Source organism: Rheinheimera mangrovi (assembly GCF_003990335.1).
In the GTDB taxonomy this organism is placed as follows: Bacteria; Pseudomonadota; Gammaproteobacteria; order Enterobacterales; family Alteromonadaceae; genus Pararheinheimera; species Pararheinheimera mangrovi.
Map to the genome: position 1 here is coordinate 801,402 of NZ_CP034683.1, position 25,463 is coordinate 826,864.

Genomic DNA, 25,463 nt, shown 5'->3' on the forward strand with positions numbered 1-25,463 from the left:
CTATTTTTACTATTCTTTTTACTGCTTGATTGTGACTCTGTATTGCCAGTGTTAAGGTGATTTTGCTACTTTCACTGAAGTTGTTTAATCAGGATCTTGCCTTTGAGTCCAGAGCTGTTAGCCCGTACCTTGTTACACCTGACGCAGATAGGGTTTGCTTTTACCCTTTCTGCCTTACTTTGGTATTTTTTTCGTGTTTATCAACGTAACTACCTGAAATCTTGGGCTATAGCTTTCAGTTGTTTTACGGCTTACGCAGCCTTTATTTTAGTTGAGGCATTTTGGCGACCTGTATTTGCGGCTGAATTTTTAGGCTTAGGCGTCAAGTTTTTGTATATCAGTTTTTGTTACGCTTTTGCGGTCTGGATTTTGGTTGGGGTCTATGAAGCTGTGAAACAGCAGCGGCTTGCAGCCAGAACCGTTAACCAACTCTTGTTGTTGGTGACAGGCATTTCTTTCCTCTCAGTCAATTTGTTTTTGTTGTTGCCGCAGTGGCAGGCTATGACCTTGTACCTGCAATTTTATATGCGCTTAGTGCTGATAGGCGTTGCTTTATGTGTGGCGGGGTTCTGGTTATGGAGTTTAACCAAGCGAATTTTTGCAACTAAAGTAGTCGCCAGTGCCATGTTAGCCTGGGGAATGCTCTTTTTGGCTAGCGCGATTTCTATGTTATGGCTTGACTCTCAGCATGTTTCGGCCTTGGTTGTGCTTTATCTGAAACATCTGGAACTGCTGGTTCAGGTGATATTAGGTTTAGGTTTGATCATTTGGTTGCAGGAAGACGAGCGCAGCACCAATCAGCAACTTACGGCAAAAACCCAATATCTGGATAGCCACGACCCTCTCACCGGAGCCTTAAACCGTGACGCGCTGCTGCGGCAGTTATCGCTGTTGTTGCAGGCTGATAAATCACTCACTTTGCTAATGATTGGCCTGGATAGCTTTAAAGTGGTAAACGAATCCGTGGGCTTGAAGCAGGGAGACCGCATTTTAAGAGAGGTAAACCGCCGTTTTGAGTCTTCTATTGTTAAACCCCGATTAATAGCGCGAACCGGTGGTGATATTTTTGCTTTGGTACTGGAAGACTGCACAACAGACAGACAAAAGCTGTTTGCTTTACAGCATTTGGAGCAACTCATTGAAAAGCCTTTTACCACAGACAACGGCCTGACTAAGCTGACGGCCAGCATAGGTCTGGCCTGTGCGCCACAACACGCCACCGTAGCTGAGATGTTGCTGCAAAAAGCTAATATTGCGTTTCACCATTGCAAACGTCAGCAACAACGTTGCACCTTTTATCAGCCGGGCATGGAAGAAGAATCGGCCCGCCTGCTCAGTCTGGAGAAAGACTTACTGTTGGCTTTAGAGCTGGACCAGTTTATTTTTTATTTCCAGCCGCAATGGGATCTGCGCGAACAAAAAATTGAAGCTTATGAGGCCTTAGTTCGCTGGGAGCATCCACAAAAAGGCTTGTTAATGCCTGGGCAGTTTTTACCTCTTGTAGAGCAGGTGGGATTAAGTAAAGAACTGGATTTGTTATTGCTGGAAAAAGCAGTCTGCACTTTAGCTGAGTGGAAAAAACAAGGCATTCATATTCCGTTGGCGGTAAATATGTCGCCTGTACATTTTCAGGTTGATGGCTTAAAAAGTCGAATTCAGCAATTACTGTTGAAATATCAGGTGTCGCCAGCCGTGCTTGAGCTGGAGATCACGGAAAACACTGCTATGGGAGATATGGAAAAAGGCTCTAACTATATTAATGAGCTGCAGCAAATGGGGATCCGGGTTTCTATTGATGACTTTGGAACTGGCTACTCGTCTTTAGGGTATTTACGCAAAATGCCGATCGACAAAATTAAAATTGACCGCAGTTTTGTCACTGAGATGGCTGCTAATGATTCGGATATGATGATAGTCAAAACTATGATCACGCTGGCGCATGGCTTAGGCAAACGTATCCTGGCTGAAGGGGTTGAAACTGAAACTCAGCTGCAGTTGCTGCGGACTTTGGCTTGTGATGCCATTCAAGGCTATCTGCTGGCTAAACCTTTACCGGAAACGGAAGCTCTGGCTTTGCTGAATGGTTGTGCCTTATCAAAGTAATAGATTATTTTTTGTCATGTTTTTGTCACCAAGCCACTTTAAGCTAGAAGCAGTCAAAGTAATGCGGCGGGTGGCTTATGTGGTTACAAAGGCTCGGATTATGGGATCAGCGCTGTTTTGTTGCACTCTTTAGCAAAAGCGAACGCAAGCGGATCCATCAATTTAGTTTCTGGTGTTCAAAAACCGGAGACGGTCCTTTATATCTGCTGTTGGTTGCTTTGTTGTTTGCTTTGGAACTCACTCACGCCAGCGCCTTTACCGAATTACTGCTACTGAGTTTTGCTATCGAATTGCCTTTGTATCTGCTGTTGAAAAACTCAATCCGTCGCCAGCGTCCTTATCAGTTAATGGCAGGTATGATGCAAGCCCATATCGAGGCTTCAGATAAATTCAGTTTACCGTCCGGTCACACAGCTGCAGCCTTTGTAGTTGCCAGTACTTTGTTGTGCTTTTATCCAGAGTGGGCCTGGTTGGCTTTTAGTTGGGCAGGCTTAATTGGCTTATCGCGTATCCTGCTAGGGGTACATTTTCCACTGGATATTCTGGCGGGTTCTTCTTTAGGTGTGTCCAGTTGTATGGTTGCTCAACAAATCCTGCATTAATTCTGCAAATTTTACTAAATATTCCATATTTCGCCTGGTAAAAGTCCTCTGCCTTTGTATTCCCTCTCTATAATTAATAGTAATTTTCATATCCCCCGCTGATTCAACTGTTTGCGCAGTATTTTTGGAGTATCTTCTATGGCTTTTTTACGTCAATTTTCTATACGTCAGCGTTTATTACTGAATGCTATTACAGTGGCTGTGTCGATGTTAATCATGTTGGGGTTGCTGCTGTTTCAAAGCAGTCAACTGACCACTCTGGCCGAGCTAAGGCTTGAAGTGGAGCAGCTAAACCTGAATGTGCTGCAGCTAAGACGTAGTGAAAAGGACTTCTTATTACGCTCCGATTTAGAGTATCAGCAAAAGTTTAATCAAACCGCCACACAACTGAATCAAAAAGCCGCTTTGTTATCTGAAGGACTGACAGATGTAGGTATAGATGTAACCCCACTAAACTCCTTCGCCGGTTTTACCAAAAGTTATCAGGAACTCTTTAATCAGCTGGTGCAATTGTCAGAACAAGTTGGTTTAGACCCTCAGTCTGGCTTGTATGGTGAGTTAAGGGCCAAAGCGCATGAACTAGAGCAGGCCTTTAAAGACACCAACGACTTGCTGCTGACCACTCAGTTGTTGCAATTACGCCGTGCAGAGAAAGATTTTATGCTGCGGCTGGACATGAAATACCTCGAGAGTTTTAACAAAGGTTTTGCACAATTCCGCAGCCAAATTCAGAGCAATATCAGTGACACAACCCAAGCTCTGAACATGCAGCAGTTAGCCGATGCTTACAGTCTGGCTTTTGTCCGCTTAGTGGAAGGTGAACAAAAAATTGGTCTGGCGCACGATCAGGGGCTGATGGGGCAAATGCGCGAAGCTATCCATCAAACCGAAGAAAGTCTGGAGTTAATGTCAAAACGCACCGAAGAGGCGGTGAATCAAGCCAGTTCAGCCAGCCAAACCTTGGCTATCAGCTTGTTTGTTTTGGTCTTGGTGCTGGTGATAGCGCTGGTGCTGATGACCAGCAACAGTATTTTGCAACCTATCCAAAAAGTGTGTGCCACTATAGGTTTAGTGCGTAAAGACAATGACTTCCGCTTGCGTGTTTCTGAAGAAGGGCAAGATGAAATGACCACTTTGGCCAAAGATTTTAATCATATGCTGTCCGATGTGCAGGAGCTGGTAAGTAATGTGAACCAGGCACTGGAAATGCTGGATGTAGCCACTCACGAACTGGCGAAGTCTACTGCAGAAACCAGTAAAGGCATGGCGCAGCAGCAAATGGAAAGCGATATGGTGGCCACAGCTGTCACAGAAATGGGCGCTACAGTGGATGAAATTGCAGTCAATACTGAAAACACTGCAACCAAAGCTCAGGACACCAACGCCAATGCGCTGTCAGGCTTAAAAGAAGTCGAGCAAACAGTAAATCGGATCAATGGTTTATCACAGGAGTTACAGCAAGCTTCAGTCGTTCTGGCTGAGCTGGAGAAAGACAGTGCGACTATTGGCTCTGTGCTGGATGTGATTCGGGGCATTGCCGAACAAACTAATTTGCTGGCGCTGAATGCTGCTATTGAAGCGGCGAGAGCAGGTGAGCAAGGCCGGGGTTTTGCGGTAGTAGCTGATGAAGTCCGTAGCCTGGCGCAGCGCACTCAAGAGTCGACCGGCCAGATAGAAAAGATTATTTCCGGCTTACAGCAACGCACTAAGAGCATTGTTGCTGTGATGCAAAACTGTCAGGCCCAGGGCAAAGAAAGCGCCAGTCAGGCAGGCTCTACTATCGAGTTATTGCGGCAAATCACCAATGATGTGGGCTTGATCATGGATATGACCACCCAAATTGCGACTGCTGTGGAAGAGCAAAGTTTAGTAGCTGCCGACGTGAATAAAAATGTGGTGCGTATTCGCGATATTTCTGAGGATTCGTTGAGTATTTCTAAACACAACGCTCAGATCAGTGAAGAAGTGGCCAGTCAGGCCAACATGTTGCACATGACAGTAGATAAATTTAAGGCGTAATAAAGGCTGGAGTTGTGAACACAGCTGATGATCAATGTACTTGTTTGATTATCAGCTGACTGTCGCGGTTGCTGTTGGCTTGTTTTAAGCGCTGTAAATAATCCGCCCAAAGTTCGTCCTGCTCTGCCGCCAGTTTTGCCAGATAAGCCCAGCTATACAACCCCGTCTGATGGCCATCATCAAATACCAGTTTTACCGCATATTGGCCTACCGGCACTATCTGGGTGATTGCTACCGCCTTTTTATGGCTGACCAATTGAGGTTTGCCATGACCCCGCACTTCGGCCGAAGGCGAAAACACCCGCAAAAATTCAGCGCTAAAGTGAAAAACTTGTCCGTCAGAAAATTTAACGTCCAGCATTTTACTGAAGCGATGGTAATGCAGCACAGACACCTGTGAGGTTTTTGCAGCTGATGCTGGAACAGAAGTCTGTGCTGTCATGCTATGGCCTTTACTAAAAGTTATAAAATAAAACGGCTTAAATCTTCGTCCTGCACTAATGCGTCCAGGTGTGAATCAACATAAGTCGCGTCGATCAAAATTTGCTGACCGCTGTGATCAGCCGCATCAAAGGACAGGTCTTCCAGCAATTTTTCCATCACAGTATATAAGCGACGTGCTCCGATGTTTTCAGTGCGCTCATTCACCTGCCAGGCTGCATTGGCAATACGTTTAATGCCATCTTCAGCAAAACTGATTTGTACACCTTCGGTAGCAAGCATGGCCACGCTTTGTTCCGTCAGCGAGGCTTTCGGCTCAGTCAGAATACGTTCAAAATCGTTGGCTGATAAGGCATCCAACTCAACCCGTATTGGTAAACGACCTTGCAGCTCAGGTACTAAATCCGACGGTTTTGCCATCTGAAATGCACCACTGGCAATAAACAAAATATGGTCAGTTTTCACCATGCCGTGTTTAGTGGTAACGGTACAGCCTTCTATAAGTGGCAGCAAATCACGTTGCACACCTTCACGCGACACATCAGGGCCACTGGTTTCGCCGCGCTTACAAATTTTGTCGATTTCATCAATAAAGACGATGCCGGTTTGCTCCACAGCTTCCAGAGCTTTCAGCTTCAGCTCTTCCGGATTCACCAGGCGGGCTGCTTCTTCTTCAACCAGTTGCTTAAAGGCATCTTTAATTTTCAGCTTACGGCTTTTTTTCTTGTCTGAACCTAAGTTCTGAAACATAGACTGCAGCTGGGATGTCATTTCTTCCATGCCCGGCGGTGCCATAATCTCCACACCCATTACAGGTGCGGCTAAATCGATTTCAATTTCTTTATCATCCAGCTGACCTTCACGTAATTTTTTACGGAAGGTTTGGCGGGTGTTGCTGTCCGACTCGCTGGTTTCTGCTTTACCCCAGGCATCACGGGCTGGTGGCAATAAGGCGTCCAGAATACGTTCTTCTGCAGCTTCTTCCGCCCGGAATTTATTTTTTGCCACTTCCTGCTCGCGGAACATTTTTACTGCGCTGTCGGTCAAGTCGCGGATAATACTTTCCACTTCTTTACCGACATAACCTACTTCAGTGAACTTAGTGGCTTCGACTTTAATAAAAGGTGCGTTGGCCAATTTAGCCAGACGACGGGCTATTTCAGTTTTACCTACACCTGTTGGGCCTATCATCAAAATGTTTTTTGGCGTGATTTCCTGACGCAAAGCCGGGGCGAGTTGCATACGGCGCCATCTGTTTCGCAGTGCAATAGCTACAGCACGTTTAGCATTAGCCTGACCAATAATATGGCGGTCCAGCTCGTGGACTATCTCTCTTGGAGTCATATCAGACATTCAAATTTACCCTTACAATTCTTCAATGGTCTGGTGATGATTGGTATAGACACAAATATCACCAGCTATGGTTAAGCTTTTTTCTGCAATTTCACGGGCGCTTAATTCAGTGTTGGCCAAAAGTGCAGTCGCAGCCGCCTGAGCAAAAGGTCCACCGCTGCCGATGGCGATTAAATCATGTTCTGGCTGGATCACATCGCCGTTACCAGTGATGATCAGTGAACAATTGGCGTCAGCTACAGCTAACAAGGCTTCGAGTTTGCGCAGCATGCGGTCAGTGCGCCAGTCTTTAGCCAGCTCAACAGCTGCGCGCATTAAATGGCCCTGATGCATTTCGAGTTTGGCTTCAAAGCGTTCAAATAAGGTAAAAGCATCGGCTGTGCCGCCGGCGAAACCAGCTAATACTTTGCCGTGATACAAACGGCGAACTTTGCGGGCGTTGCCCTTCATCACAGTGTTGCCAAGCGAAACCTGGCCGTCACCCGCAATCGCAACATGACCGTTGCGGCGTACAGAAACAATAGTGGTCATCGGAAGCCCTTTTTGGCTGAGGAAAACGGATTACCAAGGAGATAAGGGTGGGAACGCAGATTTTCAATACCCTTTGTACTTGAAGCTGCAGCTTTGTTGACTGCAACTCCAATTACTTTGGATATAAATATGGAAGGCGTTTAAGTGGCTGTGGCGATGCGGCACTCCACCACTTTTTGTCGCATCAACCGGCTTCTGTCACTTTCAGCCTGACGTTTGCTGGTGTAAGGCCCCAAAGTTACCCGAAAAAACACGCCATTTTTACCTTCAATGCGCCGCACTTCTGAAGGGTAGCCGGCAAAAGCAACTTTGGCTTTCATTTGATGAGCAGTTTCTATAGCACGGTAAGTACCACAAAACATTAAAAATGGCCCTTTGGCAGCCAGCTCCTCCACCGTCACCTGAATTTCTTTATTTTCCAGTTCTTCAATATACTGGTAAGGCTCTTTGGCTGGCTTAGGTGGCAAATCGTCTTTTTTCGCGGATATGACTGGCGTTACCGGATCGTCTACTGGAGTTTTTTGCGATAAATGGTATAAAAACCAAGCAAAACCAATCACTAACACACCTACCGTTATCACTAGCGGCCAGGGGAAAGGTTTCACTGTTTTGGTATTTTTTCTTGGTCTGGGAGCGGCCCGACCTGCTTTGACATAATCTTTTGGTGGCATCTTCACAACTAACAACAACTGGCCTGATGTCCCGCATTCTACTGCAGTTTTGTTAAAAAGAAATGATTAATTCAGGTCTTGTGGGTCTACATCCAGCTGCCATTTCACCTTACGGCTTAACGACCAGCGGCTGATTTCCGCCAGCACAGAGTCCAGACTTTGGTGTAATTGTTTCCTGTCTTTGGCAAAGAGTTGAATTTGCCAGCGGTATTTACCCGCCTTACGTTCCATAGGGCAAGCCAATGGCCCCAGTAACTGCACTTGTGGCCAGTTTTTGTAATGGTCAGCCACTTTTTGCAGCCACTCTTTACAAAGCTCCAGCTGATGCGCTTCCACTCTAAACAAAGCCAGGAACATAAAAGGTGGTAAAAAGGTTTGTTGCCGCTCTTTTAATGCACTGCGGGCAAAGGAGGCGTAACCGTTTTGGATCACGTCCTGCAACAAAGCATGGCCCGGATAATGGGTTTGCAGCAGCACTTTACCAGGCTGTGAGCCTCGTCCGGCACGGCCTGATACTTGAGTTAACAACTGAGCTAATTGTTCAGGCGCTCTGAAGTCGTTGCTGTATAAAGCAGAGTCGACATCAATAATCACCACAAGGCCAACATTAGGGAAATGATGGCCTTTGGCCAGCATCTGAGTACCTAAAATAAGCTGAGGTTCGCCTTGTAATATCTGATCCAAGGCTTTTTGCAAACTGCCTTTGCGTCTGATGCTGTCTCTGTCCAGTCGGGTGACAGTATGTGTAGGAAACAGTTGCTGTAACTGCTCTTCCAGCTGTTCAGTGCCCTGACCCACAGGAGCCAGCTGGGTGCTGCCACAACCACCACATTGATGCGGCACACCTTTAGTCGCCCCACAATGGTGGCACACCAACTGACGGCTTTGTTTATGAAAAGTAGTGAAAGCACTGCATCTGTGGCACTCGGTCATCCAGCCACATTCATGACAAATAAGAGCTGGGGCAAAACCACGGCGATTTAAAAACAGCAGTACTTGCTGGCCGAGTTTTAAATGTTGTTCGATACGCTGGCGAGTTAAACCTGCCATCCCATGCATCATTTGCTGTTGTTTTAAATCCACCAGCTCAACTGTCGGCATCAACTGGCCAGCGGCGCGGTCAGGTAATTCCAGATGCGCAAAACGGCCTTGCTGCACATTGGCAAGGCTCTCTAAGCTGGGTGTGGCTGAGCCTAATAAAATAGGGCAACCCTGAATCGAAGCGCGTTTAATGGCTAAATCACGGGCGTGATAACGAAAACCGTCTTGCTGCTTAAAGGAGTTATCGTGCTCTTCATCAATAATCAGCAAATCAAGCTTTAAAAAAGGTAAAAACAAGGCGGAGCGGGTGCCTATCACTATGGCTAAATCACCGGTTTGGCATCGTTGCCAAACGGTAAAACGCTCAAGATCTGTCATATTGGAATGCCAGACGCCCACAGGCACAGCAAAACGTTGTTCAAAACGGGCTAAAGTTTGTGGTGTTAAACCTATTTCAGGCACCAACACCAGTACCTGCCCACCGGCTTTGACCACCGGGCTTATGCTTTGCAGATACACTTCGGTTTTGCCTGAACCTGTCACCCCTTCCAGTAAAAAACAACTGAAACTGCCTAAGGCTTGTTGCACTGCTGTCACCGCCAGCGCCTGCGCCGGATTCAGTGGCAAAGATTTTTGCTGCTCAGCTGCAGTGTGATAAGGGCCATATAACACTGGTGTCACTTGAGCCCAGCCTTGTTCAACAAAATACAACAGCTCTTTGCGCTGAAAATGCTGCAGTAACTGCGTTTCGGTTTGAGGCTGCTGCAGCTGTTGCCATAAGGCCAGCCGTTTTTTAGCTGCTTTAAATTGCTCTGCAGTTAAATGCTGGCCAGCTTCGGTCAGGCTATAACTATGGCCTTTAACCGGATCGGCATTTTTACCATCGCGTAACAAAGCGGGCAGGGCACTGGTCAGCACATCACCCAAAGGATGATGGTAGTAATCTGCGGCAAAACTGAGTAACTGGCGAATAGGGGCTGCTAATACAGGTATTTGATCCAATACTTCGGTCACAGCTTTTAATTGAGTCGCGTCGTAACTGTCGGTGGGGTTCAGTTGCCAGACAATACCTATCAGCTCGCGTTTACCAAAAGGCACTAAAACACGACAACCTGGGCTTACCTCTTTGTCACAAAGGTAATCAAAATGCACCCTAAGAGGTATAGGTAAGGCTACCCGCAGTACTGTCACAGCTAAATTCCACCTGTTTTATCAAGCAATTAGTTTAATGATCGACGTAACACAAAGCCATTAAAAATAAATCAGCCATTTTGTTGAAACTTTAAGCCTTAGCCATTAAACTACGCGCCCTAATTTAACTGAAATTGCGTATGGTGTCTGACAACAGTTGATCAGATAGCGATACGGCCTAACGAGGTAACCCATGAAACCAAGTATCCACCCGGAATACAAAGAAATCACTGCAACTTGTACTTGCGGTAACTCTTTCAAAACTCACTCTACACTGTGCAAAGACATCCACCTGGACGTTTGCTCAGCTTGCCACCCATTCTACACTGGTAAGCAGAAAGTGTTAGACGTAGGCGGCCGTGTTGACCGCTTCAAAAAACGTTTCGCAGTACTGGGCGCCAAGTAATTTCAGGCATCAGTCAAAAAGGAGCTTCGGCTCCTTTTTTGTTGGTTTTAATTCGGGTTAGAGTAATATTTTGGGGGGCAGGTTTTTAAGGGTGTAAGCTTGCCCTCGCTTTGATGTTTACCCTAAGTAATTGGAGTTGTGGCAAGGCGGCAAGCAAGTGAGACCCTGGGAGCATAGTTGTCTATGCGACTAGGGCGAGTGAGCGCAGCCAACGCCGCTACAGCTTCAAGAACGACGGGTAACAAATCAGTGCTTTCATAATGCAGCTCACAACTATATATTAAACATATAGTTAACTTCTGGCTGTGGTTATGATTGGTACTTTCTTTTTTGGCGAGTGGCAGGTAGACCCCAGTGCCAATACGCTGAGGCTTGGCAAACAGCTGATCCAGCTTGAACCTAAAGCTATGGATGTGCTGGTGTTGTTATGCCAAAACGCCGGAGAAGTACTAAGCAGCGACGAGATTGTCAGCATTTGCTGGCCTCAGGCTGAAGTGGGCGATAACCCGCTGCATAAAATTATCACCCAAATTCGTAAAGCTCTTGGCGACAGCGCTACTTCCTCTACTTATATTGAAACCATTCGTAAACGTGGTTACCGCACTTTAGCTCAGGTCACTTTCCCGCTGGGGCAGGAACAGAGCGCCACACCTCAAAGCTGGCAGGGCGGTTCACCTTTTCCGGGTTTACAGGCTTACGATGCCCGTTATGCCAAAGTGTTTTTTGGCCGTGGCAGTCAAATTGACACCTTATTGGAACGTATAGCGCAGCAAGTGCAATACGGCAGAGCCTTTTGTTTAGTCTTAGGCCCAAGCGGCAGCGGTAAATCCTCGTTAATTAATGCCGGCGTAATGCCAAATCTGATGCAAAACAGCGGCTACAACGGCGTTAAAGTGGAGTCGTACAGCAGTCTGGATTTAGCTGATCTGACACCTGGCCAATTATTGATGCAGCTGGCCAGTGCTTTGCTCGACTGGGACCTTGCAGACCAGCCCGTATTTGACGGCTGCAGTGCTGAGCAGCTCGCAGACAAATTACAGCATCAAATGGACTGGGTGCTGCAAAGCTGTAAAAAAGCGCTTCAAAATCATAGCCAAAACGAAAGCAAATGCCGTTTTGCCATTTTTATCGACCGGCTTGAAGTGCTGTTGTCTTCGCCGCTGTTTAGCGAAGAAGAAAGGTTGCAGTTTATCGACCGGATGGAACAACTGGCCACTTCAGGTTTAGTGCTGGTACTAAGTGCCTGTCGTAACGAGTTTTACCCTTTATTGGTTACCTATCCCAGTTTGATGGCAGGCAAAGCCCGTGGTGCGCATTTTGACTTAGCACCGCCCGGCAGAGCCGAACTTTTACAAATGATCCGCTTACCCGCCATAGCCGCCAATTTAAGCTGGGATTTAGATCCAAACACCGCAGTACCACTGGATGAGTTGTTATGCAGCGAAGCGGCCAGCAACCCCGATGCTTTACCTATGCTGCAATACACCTTGCAGGAATTGTATTTACAGCGCAGCGACAGCAATCAACTGCTGTTTTCTGTCTATAAAAATTTAGGTGGTATTGAAGGTGCTATAGGTAAAAATGCCGAGCAGGCCATAGCCCAGTTAAGTACAGCAGAAAAAGACAGCTTACCCCGGGTGCTCTCCTTACTGGTGACGTTACGCGAAGACGAACAGTCCATCACCAGCCGCACTGCACTCTGGCAACAATTACAAAATGACGCTGAACGTACTTTGGTACAAGCCATGGTGGAGCATCGTTTATTTGTCTCCCACCTGCAAAACGCTGTGCCTTGTTTTAGTGTGGCACACGAAGCTTTATTAAGGCGCTGGCCAAGAGCCACAGCCTGGATAGCAGAACATCATCAAAGTTTAAGTGTAAAAAGCCGCTTGCAGCATTTAACCAAACGCTGGCTGGCCGAAGATAAACACAGCGCTTATTTATTGGCCGACGGCAAACCTTTAGCCGAAGCCCAGCAGTTAGCGCAAAATGGCTTTTTTACGCTGGATTCCAACGAACAAGCTTTTATTTTGGCCTCAGGCAAAAGATCCAAATTAGTACGCACCAGCAGGCGCTTAACTTTTGCCTTACTCTGTGTGCTGACTTTTACTGCTGTATTAATGAGCTTCAGAAGTTTTGAAGCGGAAAAACTGGCGCAGCAAAAACGTTTGGCGGCCGAAAGTTTATTAGGTTTTATGGTGGGTGATTTTGCCGACAAATTGCGCAGCATAGGCCGGATGGATTTACTGGACGGTATCAGCAATAAAGCGCTGGAGTATTTCAGCGACTTTTCTGATGCGGAAAAAGATCAGTACCTAAGCACCCAGGCCCGCTTGCAACATGGCCAAACGCTGGAAGCTATGGGCGAAGTGGCGTATTCACGTGACAAAATTGATGAAGCCAAAACCGCTTTATTAGCAGCCAGAGAAAAACTGACACCAGTACTTAGTGAGCAACCAGATAATTTAGAACTGCTAAAAACCTTAGGCGCCAATGCCTTTTGGTTAGGGCAAATTCAGTACGATGCCAATAACTGGTTAGAGGCCAAACCAGAACTTGAGCTGTATTACAGCTATAGCCAGGCTATGTACAAAATAGCGCCAGACAGTGTAGATGCCCTCATGGAGTTATCTTACGCTACTAATTCATTAGGCTCTTTGGCGATGAAATTGCAAGAGTTTGAGCAAGCCACAGCTTTTTTTGATGAGTCGCTTAATCTTAAATTATTAGCAAAAGCTAAAGATCCTACCAATACCGCTTTGATTGCAGATATAGCAGATACCCGATCTTGGCTAGCTAGTGCTGCATTATCTGAAGGGAATGCAAATAAGGCTATCTCCGTGCATTTGCAGATACAGTCTGAATTTGAAAAAATGAATATTAGAGCTAAATCAGATGCTTACATGTTGGATAAAGTATTTAACAGCTATTCTAATCTTGCTGTTATTAATGACTATCAGGGATTAACCATGCAAGCTTTTGAGCTATTACATCAGGCTCACCGCATGCTGGAACAAGTGATTAAACAGGATCCCGACAACAAAGTATGGCAACGTAGTTCATTTCACTACAAAGTTCTGTTAATGAGATTGAATGCGAAGCTACGTGACTCGCGTATCAACTATACCCCTGATTTATTGCTGCATGAGCTTCTCAAAATGAAAGGGGACTATGGTAGTGAACAAGACTATCTGAGGATCTATAGTAACTTATTACTTGAGTCCGCCCGTTATTATCAGGCAATAAGTCAATCACAGAAAAGCACAGACTTTACATCTCAGGCATTAGTTTTGTATCAGGAGTTCTATGCTGCTGAACCCGGTAATCCAAGATTAGTGCTTGCATTAGCTGAAACTGAACTGCTGCAGGCTAGGCATTACAGGACACAATTACAACATGATAAAAGCAAGCAATCCTGCGCCAAGGTAAAGAGCCTACTGGAACCTTTGCAGCAAAAAGATAAAAAGCCTCACTATATCCAACCTTATGCTTTAGCTTTAACCTGCCTTAATGAGCTGGATCAACACCCTGAGTTGCAAAAGCTTTTACAGAAATCGAATATCGTACTCAGTGCTTTCTAAAATTTTGTTCTTTAACCCAAACCAAGGAAAACTTATGAACGCTACAACTTTAATTCAGGGCCCTATTATTGACGTCATGATTACGCTGGATGTTAATCAAGAACCTAAAGTCACTTATCTGCAGGATGGTGCAGTTTGCACTGGCAATGTGGTCGTGACTTGTGGAGAAAATATTACCTACAGACTGGTTAATTCTGCTGGTTATGCTTTTATGGGTGCTGGTTTTTTAACCCCTTATGACCAAATTATCGATGCGGTGCAGGTTTCAGCTGATGGTCAGGAGCTGGTACTGGTTGATGAAGACAGTGTAGTTGGTACAACAAAATTCCAGCTGATTTTCACTAATACAACCAATAGCTTGTTGTTATTAAGCCCTGACCCGCAAATAGTAAATAGAGATGTGGTACCTCCTAAGTCTTAGTACTTATAGCAATTAGTAACTCTTAATCTAAAAGCCCCAATCGGGGCTTTTTCAGCGTTAAAAAAGCCATAACTTAAACTATCCCCAATTTTCTATTGTGTATTCCCTGTCCCGCTATTAGTATGGAGCCAGATTTGTCCCCATCTTAACCCTTTCAATTAAAAGGAATTAGCGTGAAAAAAACGACTTTACTTTTTACTGCTTTATTAGCAGCAGCGCCATTTTTCAGTCAGGCCGCCACCCAACAAGAAATTGATCTGGCACTTGCCCCTGTAAAAACCAATGCTGATTTGCAGTAGCTGTTAAATTCCGCTTCGCCTTTATACCCGTCGCACTTGAAGCTGCGGCTTTGTTGACTGCGCCATCTCGCCCCAGTCGCATAGGTAAGCTATGCTCCTGGAGGCTCACTGACTTGTCGCCTCTCCGCAACTCCAAGTTTCTTGGGTAAAGATGCACTGGAACAGCATGTATTTCAGTTTGTCAGCAGTGTGAAGTTTTCGAAAAAACACCAGCAAATCAGCTTTGATAAAGAGCTGCTGGAAACCAATTTGTCGGCCACTGAAATTTATAAAATTCTGGCGCTGTTTGGCCAATAAAGTAGCATCAGCCAGTATCAAAATGCGCTGATTATCACTGACACCGACAAATTGTTATTAACAGGCTCCAGCTTGCCATTTTGTAATGCCGCCGACCCTATCGAAACCAGTGTCACCTTAGATAAAAATAAACAGGCGATATTTGGTTATGCCCAAAGTGGTGTAGTTTGTGACGGTAATGTCGAGCTGACTGAAAATACCACTATTACCTATGTGTTGGTGCCGGGCAAAAAATCGCCTAAAGGTTTACGTTTAATAGGCGCTGGTTTTACCAACCCTTTTGACGGTCATATAGAAAAAGTGACGGTAAGTAGCGACGGCCAAAGCATTCAGCTGGAGAATAATATTGAAAACTCCGGTGTCAGCAAATACCAGTTTATCCTCGAGTCGGAAGAAAATGATTTGCTGCTGGTAAGCCCGGATCCGCAGATTGTAAACAAGGAAGATGTGCCACCTAAGTGAGCCTGCTAAAGCTGTTGTGTTTGGCGGTAAAAGCTGAATAGCTGTTGTTATAAGCAAGTGTGAACAGGATTATTACTGCTGACACAGGCGATAAAGTTGAATTAAAGCCCCAGTTGGGGCTTTTTTAGTTTATTAGAGAATTTTATTCTATTTAAATTCAATGATTTAAATCAGAAGGTTGCCGGAAGGTTTGTTTTTTCCATAAGTTCTAAAGTCATGCTCAGTAAACGCAGTAATGCGTCGGTATAAGGGCTTATGGAGCACAGACCTATGACTGGTTCAGCACAAACTAAAAGATTATATTTAACTTCTGCACCTGTAAGTGAAGCGAATGGCAGTAGTGCCGAGTTAAACCCTTCACTTTATAATCGCAACGATGTAAGCCGGATCGATTTTTCTGGTGCTGGTGGTTATGCGGTCCCTCATCTTGAGTCTTTACCTGCTTTGATTGAGTACTTGTCTGAAGCTGTATTAGTGGTCAATTCCAGCGGCACTATAGTGTGTATCAACAGCAAAGCAGCGCAGTTTTTGGGCCATACCCAGGGTGCATTACGGGGGCACTGCTGGCCGGACTTTTTAGTGAAACGCTATCAGCAGCATTACCACAGCCTGGTGGATATGGGCCGTCGGGGTTTATTGTCGCAGCAACAGTCGCCGGCTGAAATGGCCATTATTTGTGCTAATGGTGATGTCAAAGATATTGAGCTGTCGTTGTCCTATTTACCTTCAGACGACCCGCTGCTGGTGATAGTGATACGTGATTTATCCTCTTACAAAGCCGAGTGTTACAAGTTGCATACGCTGGCCTGCACCGACCCTTTAACAGCCTTGGCCAATCGCCGCCATTTTGAAGAAATGCTGCAACAATACTGGGACGAATGCAGTCGCAAACAGAGCCCTGTCAGTGTGCTGATTGTCGACGTCGATTATTTTAAACAGTTTAATGATCAATACGGTCATATTCAGGGCGACGAATGCCTGCGCCGTATTGCAGCTGCTATTTCGCTGGCTGTTCCCCGTGGTCAGGGTTTAGCGGCCCGTTATGGTGGTGAAGAGTTTGCATTGATTCTGCCTTACCACGACGAAGCTATGGCCAAAGCCGTGGCATTAAGAGTGCAGCATTATGTCAGTCTGCTGAATTTTTGTGAGCAAGGCCTGTCGGAGGAGCTCGCTGTCACTGTCAGTCAGGGCTATGCCAGTGAAAGCAGCGGCCAGTTCCGCACTCCTTTTGCCATGTTATGTGCGGCCGATACGGCTTTGTATCGCGCTAAGGCAGAAGGAAGGAATTGTATTAGCGCTTGCTGCTAATTGCCCGAACGCTGTAGGGGCGGGGTTTATCCCCGCCCGTTTAATGATACCGCGGTGTTTATAGAAGGGCAGGGACAAGCCGCCGCCCCTACAAAAACAGCTGGTTTTGCTGCAACAACGCCAGCTGATTGTTTTACGCCTCGCTGCAAAGAGGCGTTTTTATTTATGGTCAGGCCCTTTTGTCACCCTAACTTAGCGCCTAAGATAAGCCACTTTAAATAGCTTTTAAGTTCTTGTTATGGCACTTCAACTTATCTCCCCAGACCAATGGCACACTCAGGCCTGGAAAAATGGCGGCGGAATTACGCATCAACTCGCCCGTTCTGACGACCAAAGCGGCATGCGCTGGCGTGTTTCTATAGCCGAAGTCGCCAGCGACGGTCCCTTTTCCCGTTTTGAACAAATCGACCGCATTATTATGCTGCTGCAAGGCAATGGTTTTTGTTTGCATGGGGCAAAAGAGCAGGCAGTTGTGTTGGATAAAGATTTACAGCCTTTTGCTTTTGCCGGTGAAACAACCATTGACTGCACATTAATAGCAGGGCCAGTACGGGATTTTAATCTGATGACCAGGCGCTCTGATGTCAAAGCCAGCTTGCAGGTATTGTCTGTAACTGAACCTTTATCTTTAACTCTTGCCAATGAATCTTTGTTATATCTGGCTTCTGGTCAGCTTCAGCTAAGTTTCAAAGAGCAGAGTTATCAACTGGACGCAGGGCAAAGCTTGTTATGCACAGCTGAGGCAGGGGAGTTGCAGATAAAAGCCAGTGCAGAGCCCTGTCGGTTGGTGTGGATTAGAATTTTGTAGCAGTTTGCTACTGAATTAAAACGCTTTCGCCGTTGGCGAGATACTTTCTTTTGTGTCGCCAAAAGAAAGTATCCAAAGAAAAGGCGACCCTGGCCGCTGCGAAAGCCCGCTCAAAAAAGTGCGTCCAAGGCGACTCGGCAACTCGTTCGTTGCTACCGCTCCTCTCTCAAACACTCCTCGTCTTAAAACCTTGGCCACCCATTTTTGAGCGGCTTGCGGCTAAGGGGGAAAAGAGGTAGCTTCGTTTTATATTGATTTAACTGACACAGCCATTGATTAAAAGTAGTGGCTACATGTAACTACAAGAAGGTTTTTATGTCCAAACAACATTCCCCTGGCTTTCTGGCTGTGGTCGACGATGCCAAAAGCAGGGTGAAAGAGCTGACTATTGCTGATTTACAGCAGTTTCCAACCCCTTATGTGCTGGTTGATGTGCGGGAGGATTTAGAGTGGCTGGCCGGGCATTTGCCTGCTGCTATTCATTTGGGTAAAGGTGTGATTGAACGGGATGTGGAAAAAGCAGTGCAGGATAAACAACAAACGCTGATTTTGTATTGTGGTGGTGGTTTTCGTTCGGCATTAGCGGCCGATATGCTGCAGAAAATGGGTTATCAGGATGTCTGGAGTCTGGCGGGGGGGTATACAGCCTGGGTCAATGCTGGGCTGCCTTTGACTAAGCCACAACTGTGATGAACGAAGCGGGACGGGATAAACCCGCAGAGTTTGGAATAGAACGCAAGACGGGACGGGATAAACCCGTCCCCTACAGGGATATTTACTTCAACAGAGATTCTGTTAAATGTGGGCGCATGCCTTTTAACATGGCACCTAATACTTTTGGACTGGCTGCAACAATGTTGCCGCTGCGCAGGTAGTTGTTACCACCAGCGAAGTCACTGATTAAGCCACCGGCTTCACGTAAAATCAGCTCGCCTGCAGCGAAATCCCACGGCTTTAAACCAATTTCCCAGAAACCATCAAAACGGCCTGCTGCGACATAACATAAATCCAGCGCTGCTGAACCAGTGCGGCGTACGTCTGCAGCCTGAATCATCAGAGTTTTAAAGGTTTCGGTGTACGCATCTAAATGATGTTTGTGTTTAAACGGAAAACCTGTCGCCAGAATAGCGCCGCCTAAATCAGGTAAATTGGTGGTACGGATACGACGACCATTAAGCTGAGCGCCTGCACCACGGGATGCAGTGAAAACTTCACCACGTAATGGGTCAAAAACCACGGCCTGATCCAGTTTGCCCTGATGACGCAGAGCTATGGATACAGCAAAGTGAGGAATGCCTTTGATAAAGTTGGTGGTGCCATCAAGCGGGTCGATGATCCACTGGTAATCGCTATTGTTGTTGCCATATTCGCCGTTTTCTTCACCGATAATATCGTGATCCGGGAATGACTTACGTAAAACATGCACTATGGCCTGTTCTGCTTCTTTATCGATGTTGGTCACAAAGTCATTGGTGCCTTTCTGAGTCGTCTGAACTAAGTCCATCTGACCACAAGCTTTAGCGATGACATTACCTGCGCTGCGGGCAGCACGAATTGCGATGTTTAACATCGGATGCATAACGATTACCTTATTGTATAAAGAACAGTCAAAAGAGCGGCGCGTATTGTAGCCGCTGACAAGAAAAAGTAAAGCGAATTCAGGGCCTGTGTTTTTGTAGTTTGCGTTGCAAGGTACGTCTGTGCATAGCCAATGCTTTGGCGGTCTGGGATATATTGCCCTGATGCTGTTCCAGAACCCGTTGAATATGCTCCCATTCCAGCTGATCTGTCGATAAAACATCGGCTTCATTTGTTGCTGTTGTGCTGACTTGACCACTTAAAGCCTGAGTTAAAGTTGCGAAATCTACAGGCTTGGTCAGGTAGTCGTCTGCTCCGGCTTTTACCGCTTGCACTGCAGTAGCTATGCTGGCATAGCCCGTAAGTAATACGATGCGACATTTCGGCAGCTGTTGTCGTAACGGCGCCACATAATCCAGCCCAGAGACAGTACCAAAACGTAAATCCAGCAGATAACAATCGGCCTGTTCTGCCACTAATAAATCTGGGCTTACTGCCTCGTTATAGCTTTGCACCTGATGCCCCAAGCCTTCCAGTCGGCGGCACAAAGTTCGGGTTAAGGTGACATCATCGTCCAGTAGCACCAATCTCATCGCGGGTTACCAATAAAAACAATACGGGTTAATACACCTGTTCCTGCACAATTCTCCCGTTCCACTTTGCCACCTAAACTCTCAATAGACACATTGGCCAGAAACTGGCCTAAGCCTAAACCCTCTTCACTTTGGTGTGGCCTTTTGCCTAATTGCGCCAGATCGTGCTCTGGCAAACCAGGACCATAATCCCTAATCTGTAGCTCCAACTGACTGTTGTTTTGCTGCATGGTAAGACTTAATTTGGGTTGTTTATTTTGCAAACTGGCATCAGCTGCATTATCCAGAATGTTAAATAAAGCCGCCGCCAGACTCATGCTGTCAGTGACAGTTAAAGGCGACTCGTCGCTGCTGAAACTCTGCTCCATGCTGATCTCTGGTCTGCTGACCAGCCAAAGCTGAATACTGTGTTCTATAGCGTTATACAAAGGTTGCGGCTGTACGTCACCTTTACGCAGTTGCTGCGCATTAGTACGAAGCTGCAATACTATCTGCTGACAGAGCTGTAATTGCTGACGCAGATCGGCAGCTAAGGCCAGGTCTTGTTGTTGCTCTGTCAGCTCGTCAGTGAGTAACACCAGGTTTTGCAGTGGTGTCGCCAAGTCATGAGCTGCGTTGGCGGCGTAAGTCGCGACCGCCAGTACTTGCTCGTGCTGCAGTTGTTTTTGTTGCAGCTTATTTAATTGGGCCGAGGTGATACGAATACGTTGGGTTTGAGCGCTGATAAACCAGCTGACGATAAAAGCGCTAAAGCTAAAAGCCCACCACATCTGGCTGATATGCTGGCTAAAGGGTTCTGTCGTAATGTTCTGAGCACTGTGATGCTGATGCGCTGAATGGTCACCTGCCAGCGGAATTTGTAACAGCAAGCTGTAACAGCCAATAGCTAAAACCGCCATCAGATAACTGGGACCTGCGGAGAATAAGACTGCGGTTACGGCAACAGGCAGCAATAAAATAGCGACAAATCCATTACTGGCACCACCTGTCATGGCCAACAGGGCGGTGATCATAAAGAGATCAATAAAAATACTGATTGCGATAAAACGTTGTTCAGAACCTTGGTGACCACGCCACAGCTTCAGGCTGATATTGGTAAATATATGCACTGCTAAGACAAAACACAGCAGGCTCCAGCTATGGATAGAATAATCAAACAAATAGCCAATAAGGCTCGCCAGCAGCTCCAAACTAATGAGGACCCAACGAAAGCGCTGCAATTGCTCAATGGGGTGGTCTAGGTTGGAGCTGTTGTTGAAAGAAATGCTGTTCATGGTGTCTCAAAAAAAGCGGCTGCGAAGCAGCCGTTGCAAAAAACTGACAGCTCAGATTATAGGAGTGGGAACACCTTGTCATCTGGTGGACGTCGAAGTTATTTTCATCCTGTATGACCTTTTACGCAATGTGGCAAAAGGTCGCACCTTCTTGCTAGATCGCTTAGCGACTTGTTTTGTAGCGCATCACAAAACCTGCTGCAGCCAGTCCAACAATAAGCAGCATCAACAATTCAACTAAAACGTCACGATAAAAGCGACCTGTCAGTGGCATCAGTAAATTCCATTTGTGTAGCAAAGAAAAACTGCTTCTTTCCAGTTGATCGCTCTGGCGCAGTTGCTCCACCCTTTGGCCTGTTGCAGTATCCACAAACAGCAAATCGCCCTCTGCTGTTTGCAATTGCCATACAGGTAAACGCTTGTTGCGGAAATCGTAATTCATGCCAAAGTGCCGCACGTGCTGCAGCGTATCTGCTTGCCAGTTGGGTGAATAAATACCGGCTAGAAATTCAGCGTAGTTGCTGTCATCAAGTTTCTGTTTAGCTTTCTCCGGTTGCAGTGGCAGGTAAATAACCTGCTGTTCTGTGGCTTGGCCCTGAAAACGTTGCTCGCGTTCAGTGCGCAACTCTGCCGTAGTTAGCGCCATACGCCAATACCAATGTTGCTGTGGACCCTGCACCAAAGTGAGCTGACGTACTGCGGTGTTTTGGCTGAGCTCGGGCCAGTTTTGAGTTGCAGTGCTGAAATCCGGCAACTGGGCTGGTGCGGGCAATGCCAAACCTATCAGCTGATCGTTTTGGCTGTTATGCAGCAGGTGATAAAAACCTGTGATGGCATAGCAGGCAACAGGGATAAACAGGACCCAGGCTAAACGGTAATGCCAAAGCCGTAGGCCCCGGCGTTTTATTTTTGATGGCAATGACCAGAGTAAATAGCTACCGGTGAACACTAACACCAGCACAGAAACCAGCAACAGGCTCATTACAGCTACCCTGAGTTCAGGCACAGCCTTCAACCAGTTCCAACTATGTAAAGTACGGAATACCAATTGCAGACTGTCTTTGTAGCTGTTGCTCAGCGATGCCAGGCTTTGGCTTTCAGTATGAATGTAGGCGGTGAGCTCCCCCAACTGAACTTTATACACAGGCAAAAGCCGGTTTACCTCTGGATAGCTATGGTCAAAAGTGGTTTGAAACTGCACTGACTGCAGTTGTGTTGCTGCAACTCCGGTATACCAGCTTGCAAGCCAGACTGCCATTTGCTGATCTGCTTGTGCAGAAATAGCGTGCCCCGTCAAACTCTGATATTGCCGGGGTTCTGATTTATCACTACTGAGCTGGATCCAGATCTCATCCTGATAAGGCAGCAGTTTTACCAGTGCATAGGCCTCACCCTGACGCTGCTGCAGCTGTTGCTGGGCTTGTTGCAACTGCTGAGGGGTTAACTGCATGGTGGGCGGCGTCATCTTGGCTGCTGAAGGCCCTGTCCAGCTCATCAGCGGATGTAAAAATCCAGATAGTGCAAAGCTAAGCAATGTCAGGCCACCGAGCCAAATTAGCCGCTTGTGCCAGCGCATCAGGGTTCTGTTTTGCATGGGGTGCTCCTTAGAAACTTAAATTCATGCCAACAAAAAGGCTGCGTGGCATACCAGGCCTGTATTCAATAGCGCTGGAACCCACCTGATTGCTGGTATAGGTGGAGTACACTTTGTCGCTTAGATTCATTAACCGTGCGTATAGGCGCAGGTCATTGCTGTATTGATAGTTGGCCCGCAGATGCCATAGCTGGTGGCCCTGGTAGCTATTGGTATTGGTTTCATCAGTGAAGTAGGCCCCGACTTTTTGCCATTCCAGTTCCAGTTGCAGTGCCTGAATATACGCAGGGTTGTAACTCAGATTGGCATTGGCCAGTTGCTCTGGTGCTTTGCCTACATCAAAACCACTGAAGTTACGGGTTTCGGTCACTGGCGCTGCACAAGCAGGTGGAAAGCAGGAGTACAGGTATTGGAAATCCAGATACTTCTGATCGGTGATAGTAAAACCACTGCCTAGTTTCCATTCATCTGTCAGTGCCCAGACCAAGGCTGCTTCAATGCCTTTGTGACGGGTATGACCCGCATTGGTGACTTTACGCTCGTTGCTGTCGATATAGCTGACGACATCGTCTTTGATATCCAACTGATAATAAGCTAAATCCAGGCTGTAGTTTTTTCCCTGTAAACGCCAGCCAAGCTCTGAATTACGTGCTTTCACCGGCTCTAACTCTGTACTGTTTGTGGTGGATCCCGGTCTGAAAACCTGGCCCACAGAAGGGACCCGAAAGGCATGTCTGTGGTTAAAGTAAATCTGCTGCTGTGCACTGAGCTGGTACAAGGCGCCAAATTTTGGGCTCAGGGCTTCATAGCTCAAATGTGTGTTATCAGGTCTGAGCCAATTGCTTCTGCCTATAGTTTCAGGCACTGATGCTGGCAATAAATCGCGGTAATCTACCTTGAAATAGTCATAACGCACGCCTGCCGTCAAACTCAAGGCTGCTGATGCTTGCCATTGCAGTTGGCTATAGGGTGAAACAGAGCTTTGATCGGCGTCAAAGTCGTAATGCAAGCGGCCAGTTTTTTCATAGCCAGTATAAATACCATTCTCACGCTGTACCGTAATTTGCCATTCAGTGTAACGGGCGGGGCTATAGTCGTAGTCCAGACCGCTGATCCATTGCAGTTGTTTATTCAATTGACTGGACCATTGAGCCAACAATCCCATGGAGTAAAATTCAGTCTCACTGGTGACAGGATCATAACTGAGCATCCAGCTTGGCATCAGGCTTGATTTGTTATCGCGGTAAAAAGGTAACAGCATTAACTCGGATTGATCCGACCATTGATGGCGGATTTCAGCGGATAAACGCAATGCCTGAACATCGCGAAAGGCGATATCGCCAGTGTAATAGTTAGTTTGCGGGCGTAGCAGGTAGTCCTGTTCATTTAAACCTGAAACGCCACTTTGATCAATTTTGCCAAAGCTCGCCAGATACTTGATTTTGGTGGTAGCATTCCAGTCCTGATCCAGTCGCAGACTGCTGGATAATCGGTCATAGTAAGCATTTTCACGAAAGCTGTCACTTTTGGTCCAGTTTAAATCCCAGCGTGCCGCACTCTGGTCTGTCACTGATGCTCCAACTGCAATTAACCCTCTGTTCCAGCCATCACTGCCACTTTCCAAGCTGAGTTCAGTTTCTCTGCTAAGTGGTGGCGCTTTGGTGAGAATATTAAAAATGCCCCCTATGGCATCACTGCCGTAAAGGGCAGAACCTGGACCTTTGGTGACTTCAACCCGGCCTGATTGAGGAATATCAATCTCATACAAGCCATTGTGATTAAAAAAACCAGTAGGACGGGTTGGCAAACCATCTTCCAAAAACAAATAAACACCGCTGGTGGATATAGGTTGACGAATAGCTGTCATATGACCTTCCCCACCTAAATCATTTACATGCACCCCAGCCACCCTATTCAGCAAATCTGCAGGATGCCCCGGGCTTACTTTACGAATATCTTCTTCACTTAACACAGCTACAGATTCTGCCAGCAGCTTCAATTGCTGCTGTTGCCGGCTACTGGTCACCACCATGACTTCGACGTGCTGCTCCTTGGCTTGTGTTTCCGGGAAATCTGCTTCGACAGCAACAGAGGTCATGCTAAACAAACAAACAGGAAAAAATAGAGGCTTGTACATCGCTAAGTACCTGAACTTTATAAAGTTCAGATCCTACCGACTTTGATAGCAAAACAGCATGTGACAAATTGTCGCAGCACAGACCTGATGGCTAACTTGGCATAAAGTCATACAACTGTCATGGTCTGGCTTTAGGCTGCCATCATTTTCTGTAGTGAAGGTGAAGTTGATGAAAGTAGTTCTGTATTTGATGCGCCATGCCACAGCCGATGTACGAACTTCGCTGGTGGATGAGGCCGATCGTTGTCTGAATGAAAAGGGCAGATTACAGGCTCGCCGTGTTGCGGCTTTTATGCAAAAACAAGGTTTGTTACCCGATCGTATTTTTTGCAGTCCACAAACCAAAGCGGTGCAAACGGCCGCTTTAGTGCGTAAAGACTCAGGGGTTAAAGTGCAGGTTGAAGAGTGGCCTTGTTTATTGCCTTCAGTCACAGCCGCTGAAGCAAAAGCTCATTTATTCAGTCAGTTGCAGGACAATGAAGCTGTGCTGCTGGTAGGGCATGAACCTGAACTGGCGTTACTCGTAAATGAATTATTAGGCGTGGATAAAACTTTTCTGGAACTGAAAAAAGCTTCTTTGACTTGCCTTGAGTTGGATTTAACCGCGACAATTCCGGTTCGTTTAGCCTGGTCTGTGCCTGCTAAGTTTATGTAAGTCGAGCGGATAACAATAAAAGCGCGCTGACAACAACTGATTAAATAAATTCACTTGAATTGCGAATCATTCTTGTTTAGTCTGTGCGCCTTTGTTGT

General features: G+C 46.5%; 23 protein-coding genes. 13 read left to right on the plus strand and 10 right to left on the minus strand.

The window, feature by feature from the left end; all coding sequences use genetic code 11:
* Positions 1–102: 102 nt before the first annotated feature.
* The 3 genes from EK374_RS03800 to EK374_RS03810 all read left to right on the plus strand — a co-directional run bounded on the left by EK374_RS03800 (position 103) and on the right by EK374_RS03810 (position 4,724).
* A complete protein-coding gene (locus EK374_RS03800; protein WP_127020285.1) occupies positions 103–2,103 on the plus strand; it encodes a putative bifunctional diguanylate cyclase/phosphodiesterase in 2,001 nt (666 codons plus the stop codon).
* A gap of 77 nt (positions 2,104–2,180) precedes the next feature.
* Positions 2,181–2,705 carry a phosphatase PAP2 family protein gene (locus EK374_RS03805; protein WP_127020287.1) on the plus strand — a complete coding sequence of 175 codons (525 nt, stop codon included), beginning with the start codon at positions 2,181–2,183 and terminating at the stop codon, positions 2,703–2,705.
* Between the two features lie 138 nt (positions 2,706–2,843).
* The gene (locus EK374_RS03810; protein ID WP_127020289.1) at positions 2,844–4,724 is read left to right on the plus strand and encodes a methyl-accepting chemotaxis protein; all 1,881 of its coding nucleotides are present in this window, start codon (positions 2,844–2,846) and stop codon (positions 4,722–4,724) included.
* Positions 4,725–4,755: 31 nt separating this feature from the next.
* Here the strand turns inward: EK374_RS03810 and EK374_RS03815 are convergent, their stop codons facing one another.
* The 5 genes from EK374_RS03815 to priA all read right to left on the minus strand — a co-directional run bounded on the left by EK374_RS03815 (position 4,756) and on the right by priA (position 9,952).
* Positions 4,756–5,166: a gamma-butyrobetaine hydroxylase-like domain-containing protein gene (locus EK374_RS03815; protein ID WP_127020291.1), complete on the minus strand. Its 411-nt coding sequence runs from the start codon at positions 5,164–5,166 to the stop codon at positions 4,756–4,758.
* Between the two features lie 20 nt (positions 5,167–5,186).
* On the minus strand, positions 5,187–6,518 hold the full coding sequence (gene hslU / locus EK374_RS03820) for an HslU--HslV peptidase ATPase subunit (protein ID WP_127020293.1): 1,332 nt from the start codon (positions 6,516–6,518) through the stop codon (positions 5,187–5,189).
* 12 nt (positions 6,519–6,530) lie between these two features.
* Positions 6,531–7,049 (minus strand): ATP-dependent protease subunit HslV, encoded by a 519-nt coding sequence (gene hslV / locus EK374_RS03825; RefSeq protein ID WP_046520987.1) that lies wholly within the window; start codon positions 7,047–7,049, stop codon positions 6,531–6,533.
* 140 nt (positions 7,050–7,189) lie between these two features.
* Positions 7,190–7,609, minus strand: a complete 420-nt coding sequence (locus tag EK374_RS03830; protein ID WP_233280328.1) for an SPOR domain-containing protein — start codon at positions 7,607–7,609, stop codon at positions 7,190–7,192.
* Positions 7,610–7,786: 177 nt separating this feature from the next.
* Positions 7,787–9,952, minus strand: coding sequence for a primosomal protein N' (priA, locus tag EK374_RS03835; RefSeq protein WP_127020295.1), 2,166 nt, complete (start codon positions 9,950–9,952; stop codon positions 7,787–7,789).
* Positions 9,953–10,145: 193 nt separating this feature from the next.
* Here priA and rpmE point away from each other — a divergent pair, with 193 nt between their 5' ends.
* The 9 genes from rpmE to EK374_RS03870 all read left to right on the plus strand — a co-directional run bounded on the left by rpmE (position 10,146) and on the right by EK374_RS03870 (position 18,224).
* Positions 10,146–10,358, plus strand: a complete 213-nt coding sequence (gene rpmE, locus EK374_RS03840; protein ID WP_082101889.1) for a 50S ribosomal protein L31 — start codon at positions 10,146–10,148, stop codon at positions 10,356–10,358.
* Between the two features lie 311 nt (positions 10,359–10,669).
* Positions 10,670–13,939 carry an nSTAND1 domain-containing NTPase gene (locus EK374_RS03845; RefSeq protein WP_127020297.1) on the plus strand — a complete coding sequence of 1,090 codons (3,270 nt, stop codon included), beginning with the start codon at positions 10,670–10,672 and terminating at the stop codon, positions 13,937–13,939.
* A gap of 34 nt (positions 13,940–13,973) precedes the next feature.
* The gene (locus EK374_RS03850; protein ID WP_127020299.1) at positions 13,974–14,360 is read left to right on the plus strand and encodes a DP-EP family protein; all 387 of its coding nucleotides are present in this window, start codon (positions 13,974–13,976) and stop codon (positions 14,358–14,360) included.
* A 173-nt stretch (positions 14,361–14,533) separates the two neighbouring features.
* Entirely contained in the window at positions 14,534–14,659 is a 126-nt protein-coding gene (locus EK374_RS20995) for a hypothetical protein (RefSeq protein WP_267898324.1), read from the plus strand.
* Between the two features lie 141 nt (positions 14,660–14,800).
* Positions 14,801–14,956: a hypothetical protein gene (locus EK374_RS20655; RefSeq protein ID WP_164731814.1), complete on the plus strand. Its 156-nt coding sequence runs from the start codon at positions 14,801–14,803 to the stop codon at positions 14,954–14,956.
* Positions 14,957–15,028: 72 nt separating this feature from the next.
* Entirely contained in the window at positions 15,029–15,418 is a 390-nt protein-coding gene (locus EK374_RS03855) for a DP-EP family protein (RefSeq protein ID WP_164731815.1), read from the plus strand.
* A 270-nt stretch (positions 15,419–15,688) separates the two neighbouring features.
* Positions 15,689–16,726 (plus strand): sensor domain-containing diguanylate cyclase, encoded by a 1,038-nt coding sequence (locus EK374_RS03860; RefSeq protein WP_127020303.1) that lies wholly within the window; start codon positions 15,689–15,691, stop codon positions 16,724–16,726.
* A 238-nt stretch (positions 16,727–16,964) separates the two neighbouring features.
* Positions 16,965–17,534 (plus strand): HutD/Ves family protein, encoded by a 570-nt coding sequence (locus tag EK374_RS03865; protein ID WP_127020305.1) that lies wholly within the window; start codon positions 16,965–16,967, stop codon positions 17,532–17,534.
* 315 nt (positions 17,535–17,849) lie between these two features.
* Positions 17,850–18,224 (plus strand): rhodanese-like domain-containing protein, encoded by a 375-nt coding sequence (locus EK374_RS03870; protein ID WP_127020307.1) that lies wholly within the window; start codon positions 17,850–17,852, stop codon positions 18,222–18,224.
* A gap of 85 nt (positions 18,225–18,309) precedes the next feature.
* Here EK374_RS03870 and suhB read toward each other — a convergent pair whose 3' ends face one another.
* From suhB to EK374_RS03895, 5 genes are all read right to left on the minus strand, one after another.
* Complete coding sequence (gene suhB, locus EK374_RS03875; RefSeq protein ID WP_127020309.1) at positions 18,310–19,113, minus strand: inositol-1-monophosphatase; 804 nt, start codon at positions 19,111–19,113, stop codon at positions 18,310–18,312.
* A gap of 79 nt (positions 19,114–19,192) precedes the next feature.
* Positions 19,193–19,705: a response regulator transcription factor gene (locus EK374_RS03880; protein ID WP_127020311.1), complete on the minus strand. Its 513-nt coding sequence runs from the start codon at positions 19,703–19,705 to the stop codon at positions 19,193–19,195.
* Complete coding sequence (locus tag EK374_RS03885; RefSeq protein ID WP_127020313.1) at positions 19,702–20,979, minus strand: ATP-binding protein; 1,278 nt, start codon at positions 20,977–20,979, stop codon at positions 19,702–19,704. Before EK374_RS03885 ends, EK374_RS03880 begins: the two co-directional genes overlap by 4 nt.
* A gap of 163 nt (positions 20,980–21,142) precedes the next feature.
* Complete coding sequence (locus EK374_RS03890) at positions 21,143–22,573, minus strand: hypothetical protein (RefSeq protein WP_127020315.1); 1,431 nt, start codon at positions 22,571–22,573, stop codon at positions 21,143–21,145.
* 10 nt (positions 22,574–22,583) lie between these two features.
* Entirely contained in the window at positions 22,584–24,710 is a 2,127-nt protein-coding gene (locus EK374_RS03895) for a TonB-dependent receptor (protein WP_127020317.1), read from the minus strand.
* Between the two features lie 169 nt (positions 24,711–24,879).
* Between EK374_RS03895 and sixA the strand changes: the two genes are divergently transcribed.
* Positions 24,880–25,365, plus strand: a complete 486-nt coding sequence (gene sixA / locus EK374_RS03900) for a phosphohistidine phosphatase SixA (RefSeq protein ID WP_127020319.1) — start codon at positions 24,880–24,882, stop codon at positions 25,363–25,365.
* Positions 25,366–25,463: the final 98 nt, after the last annotated feature.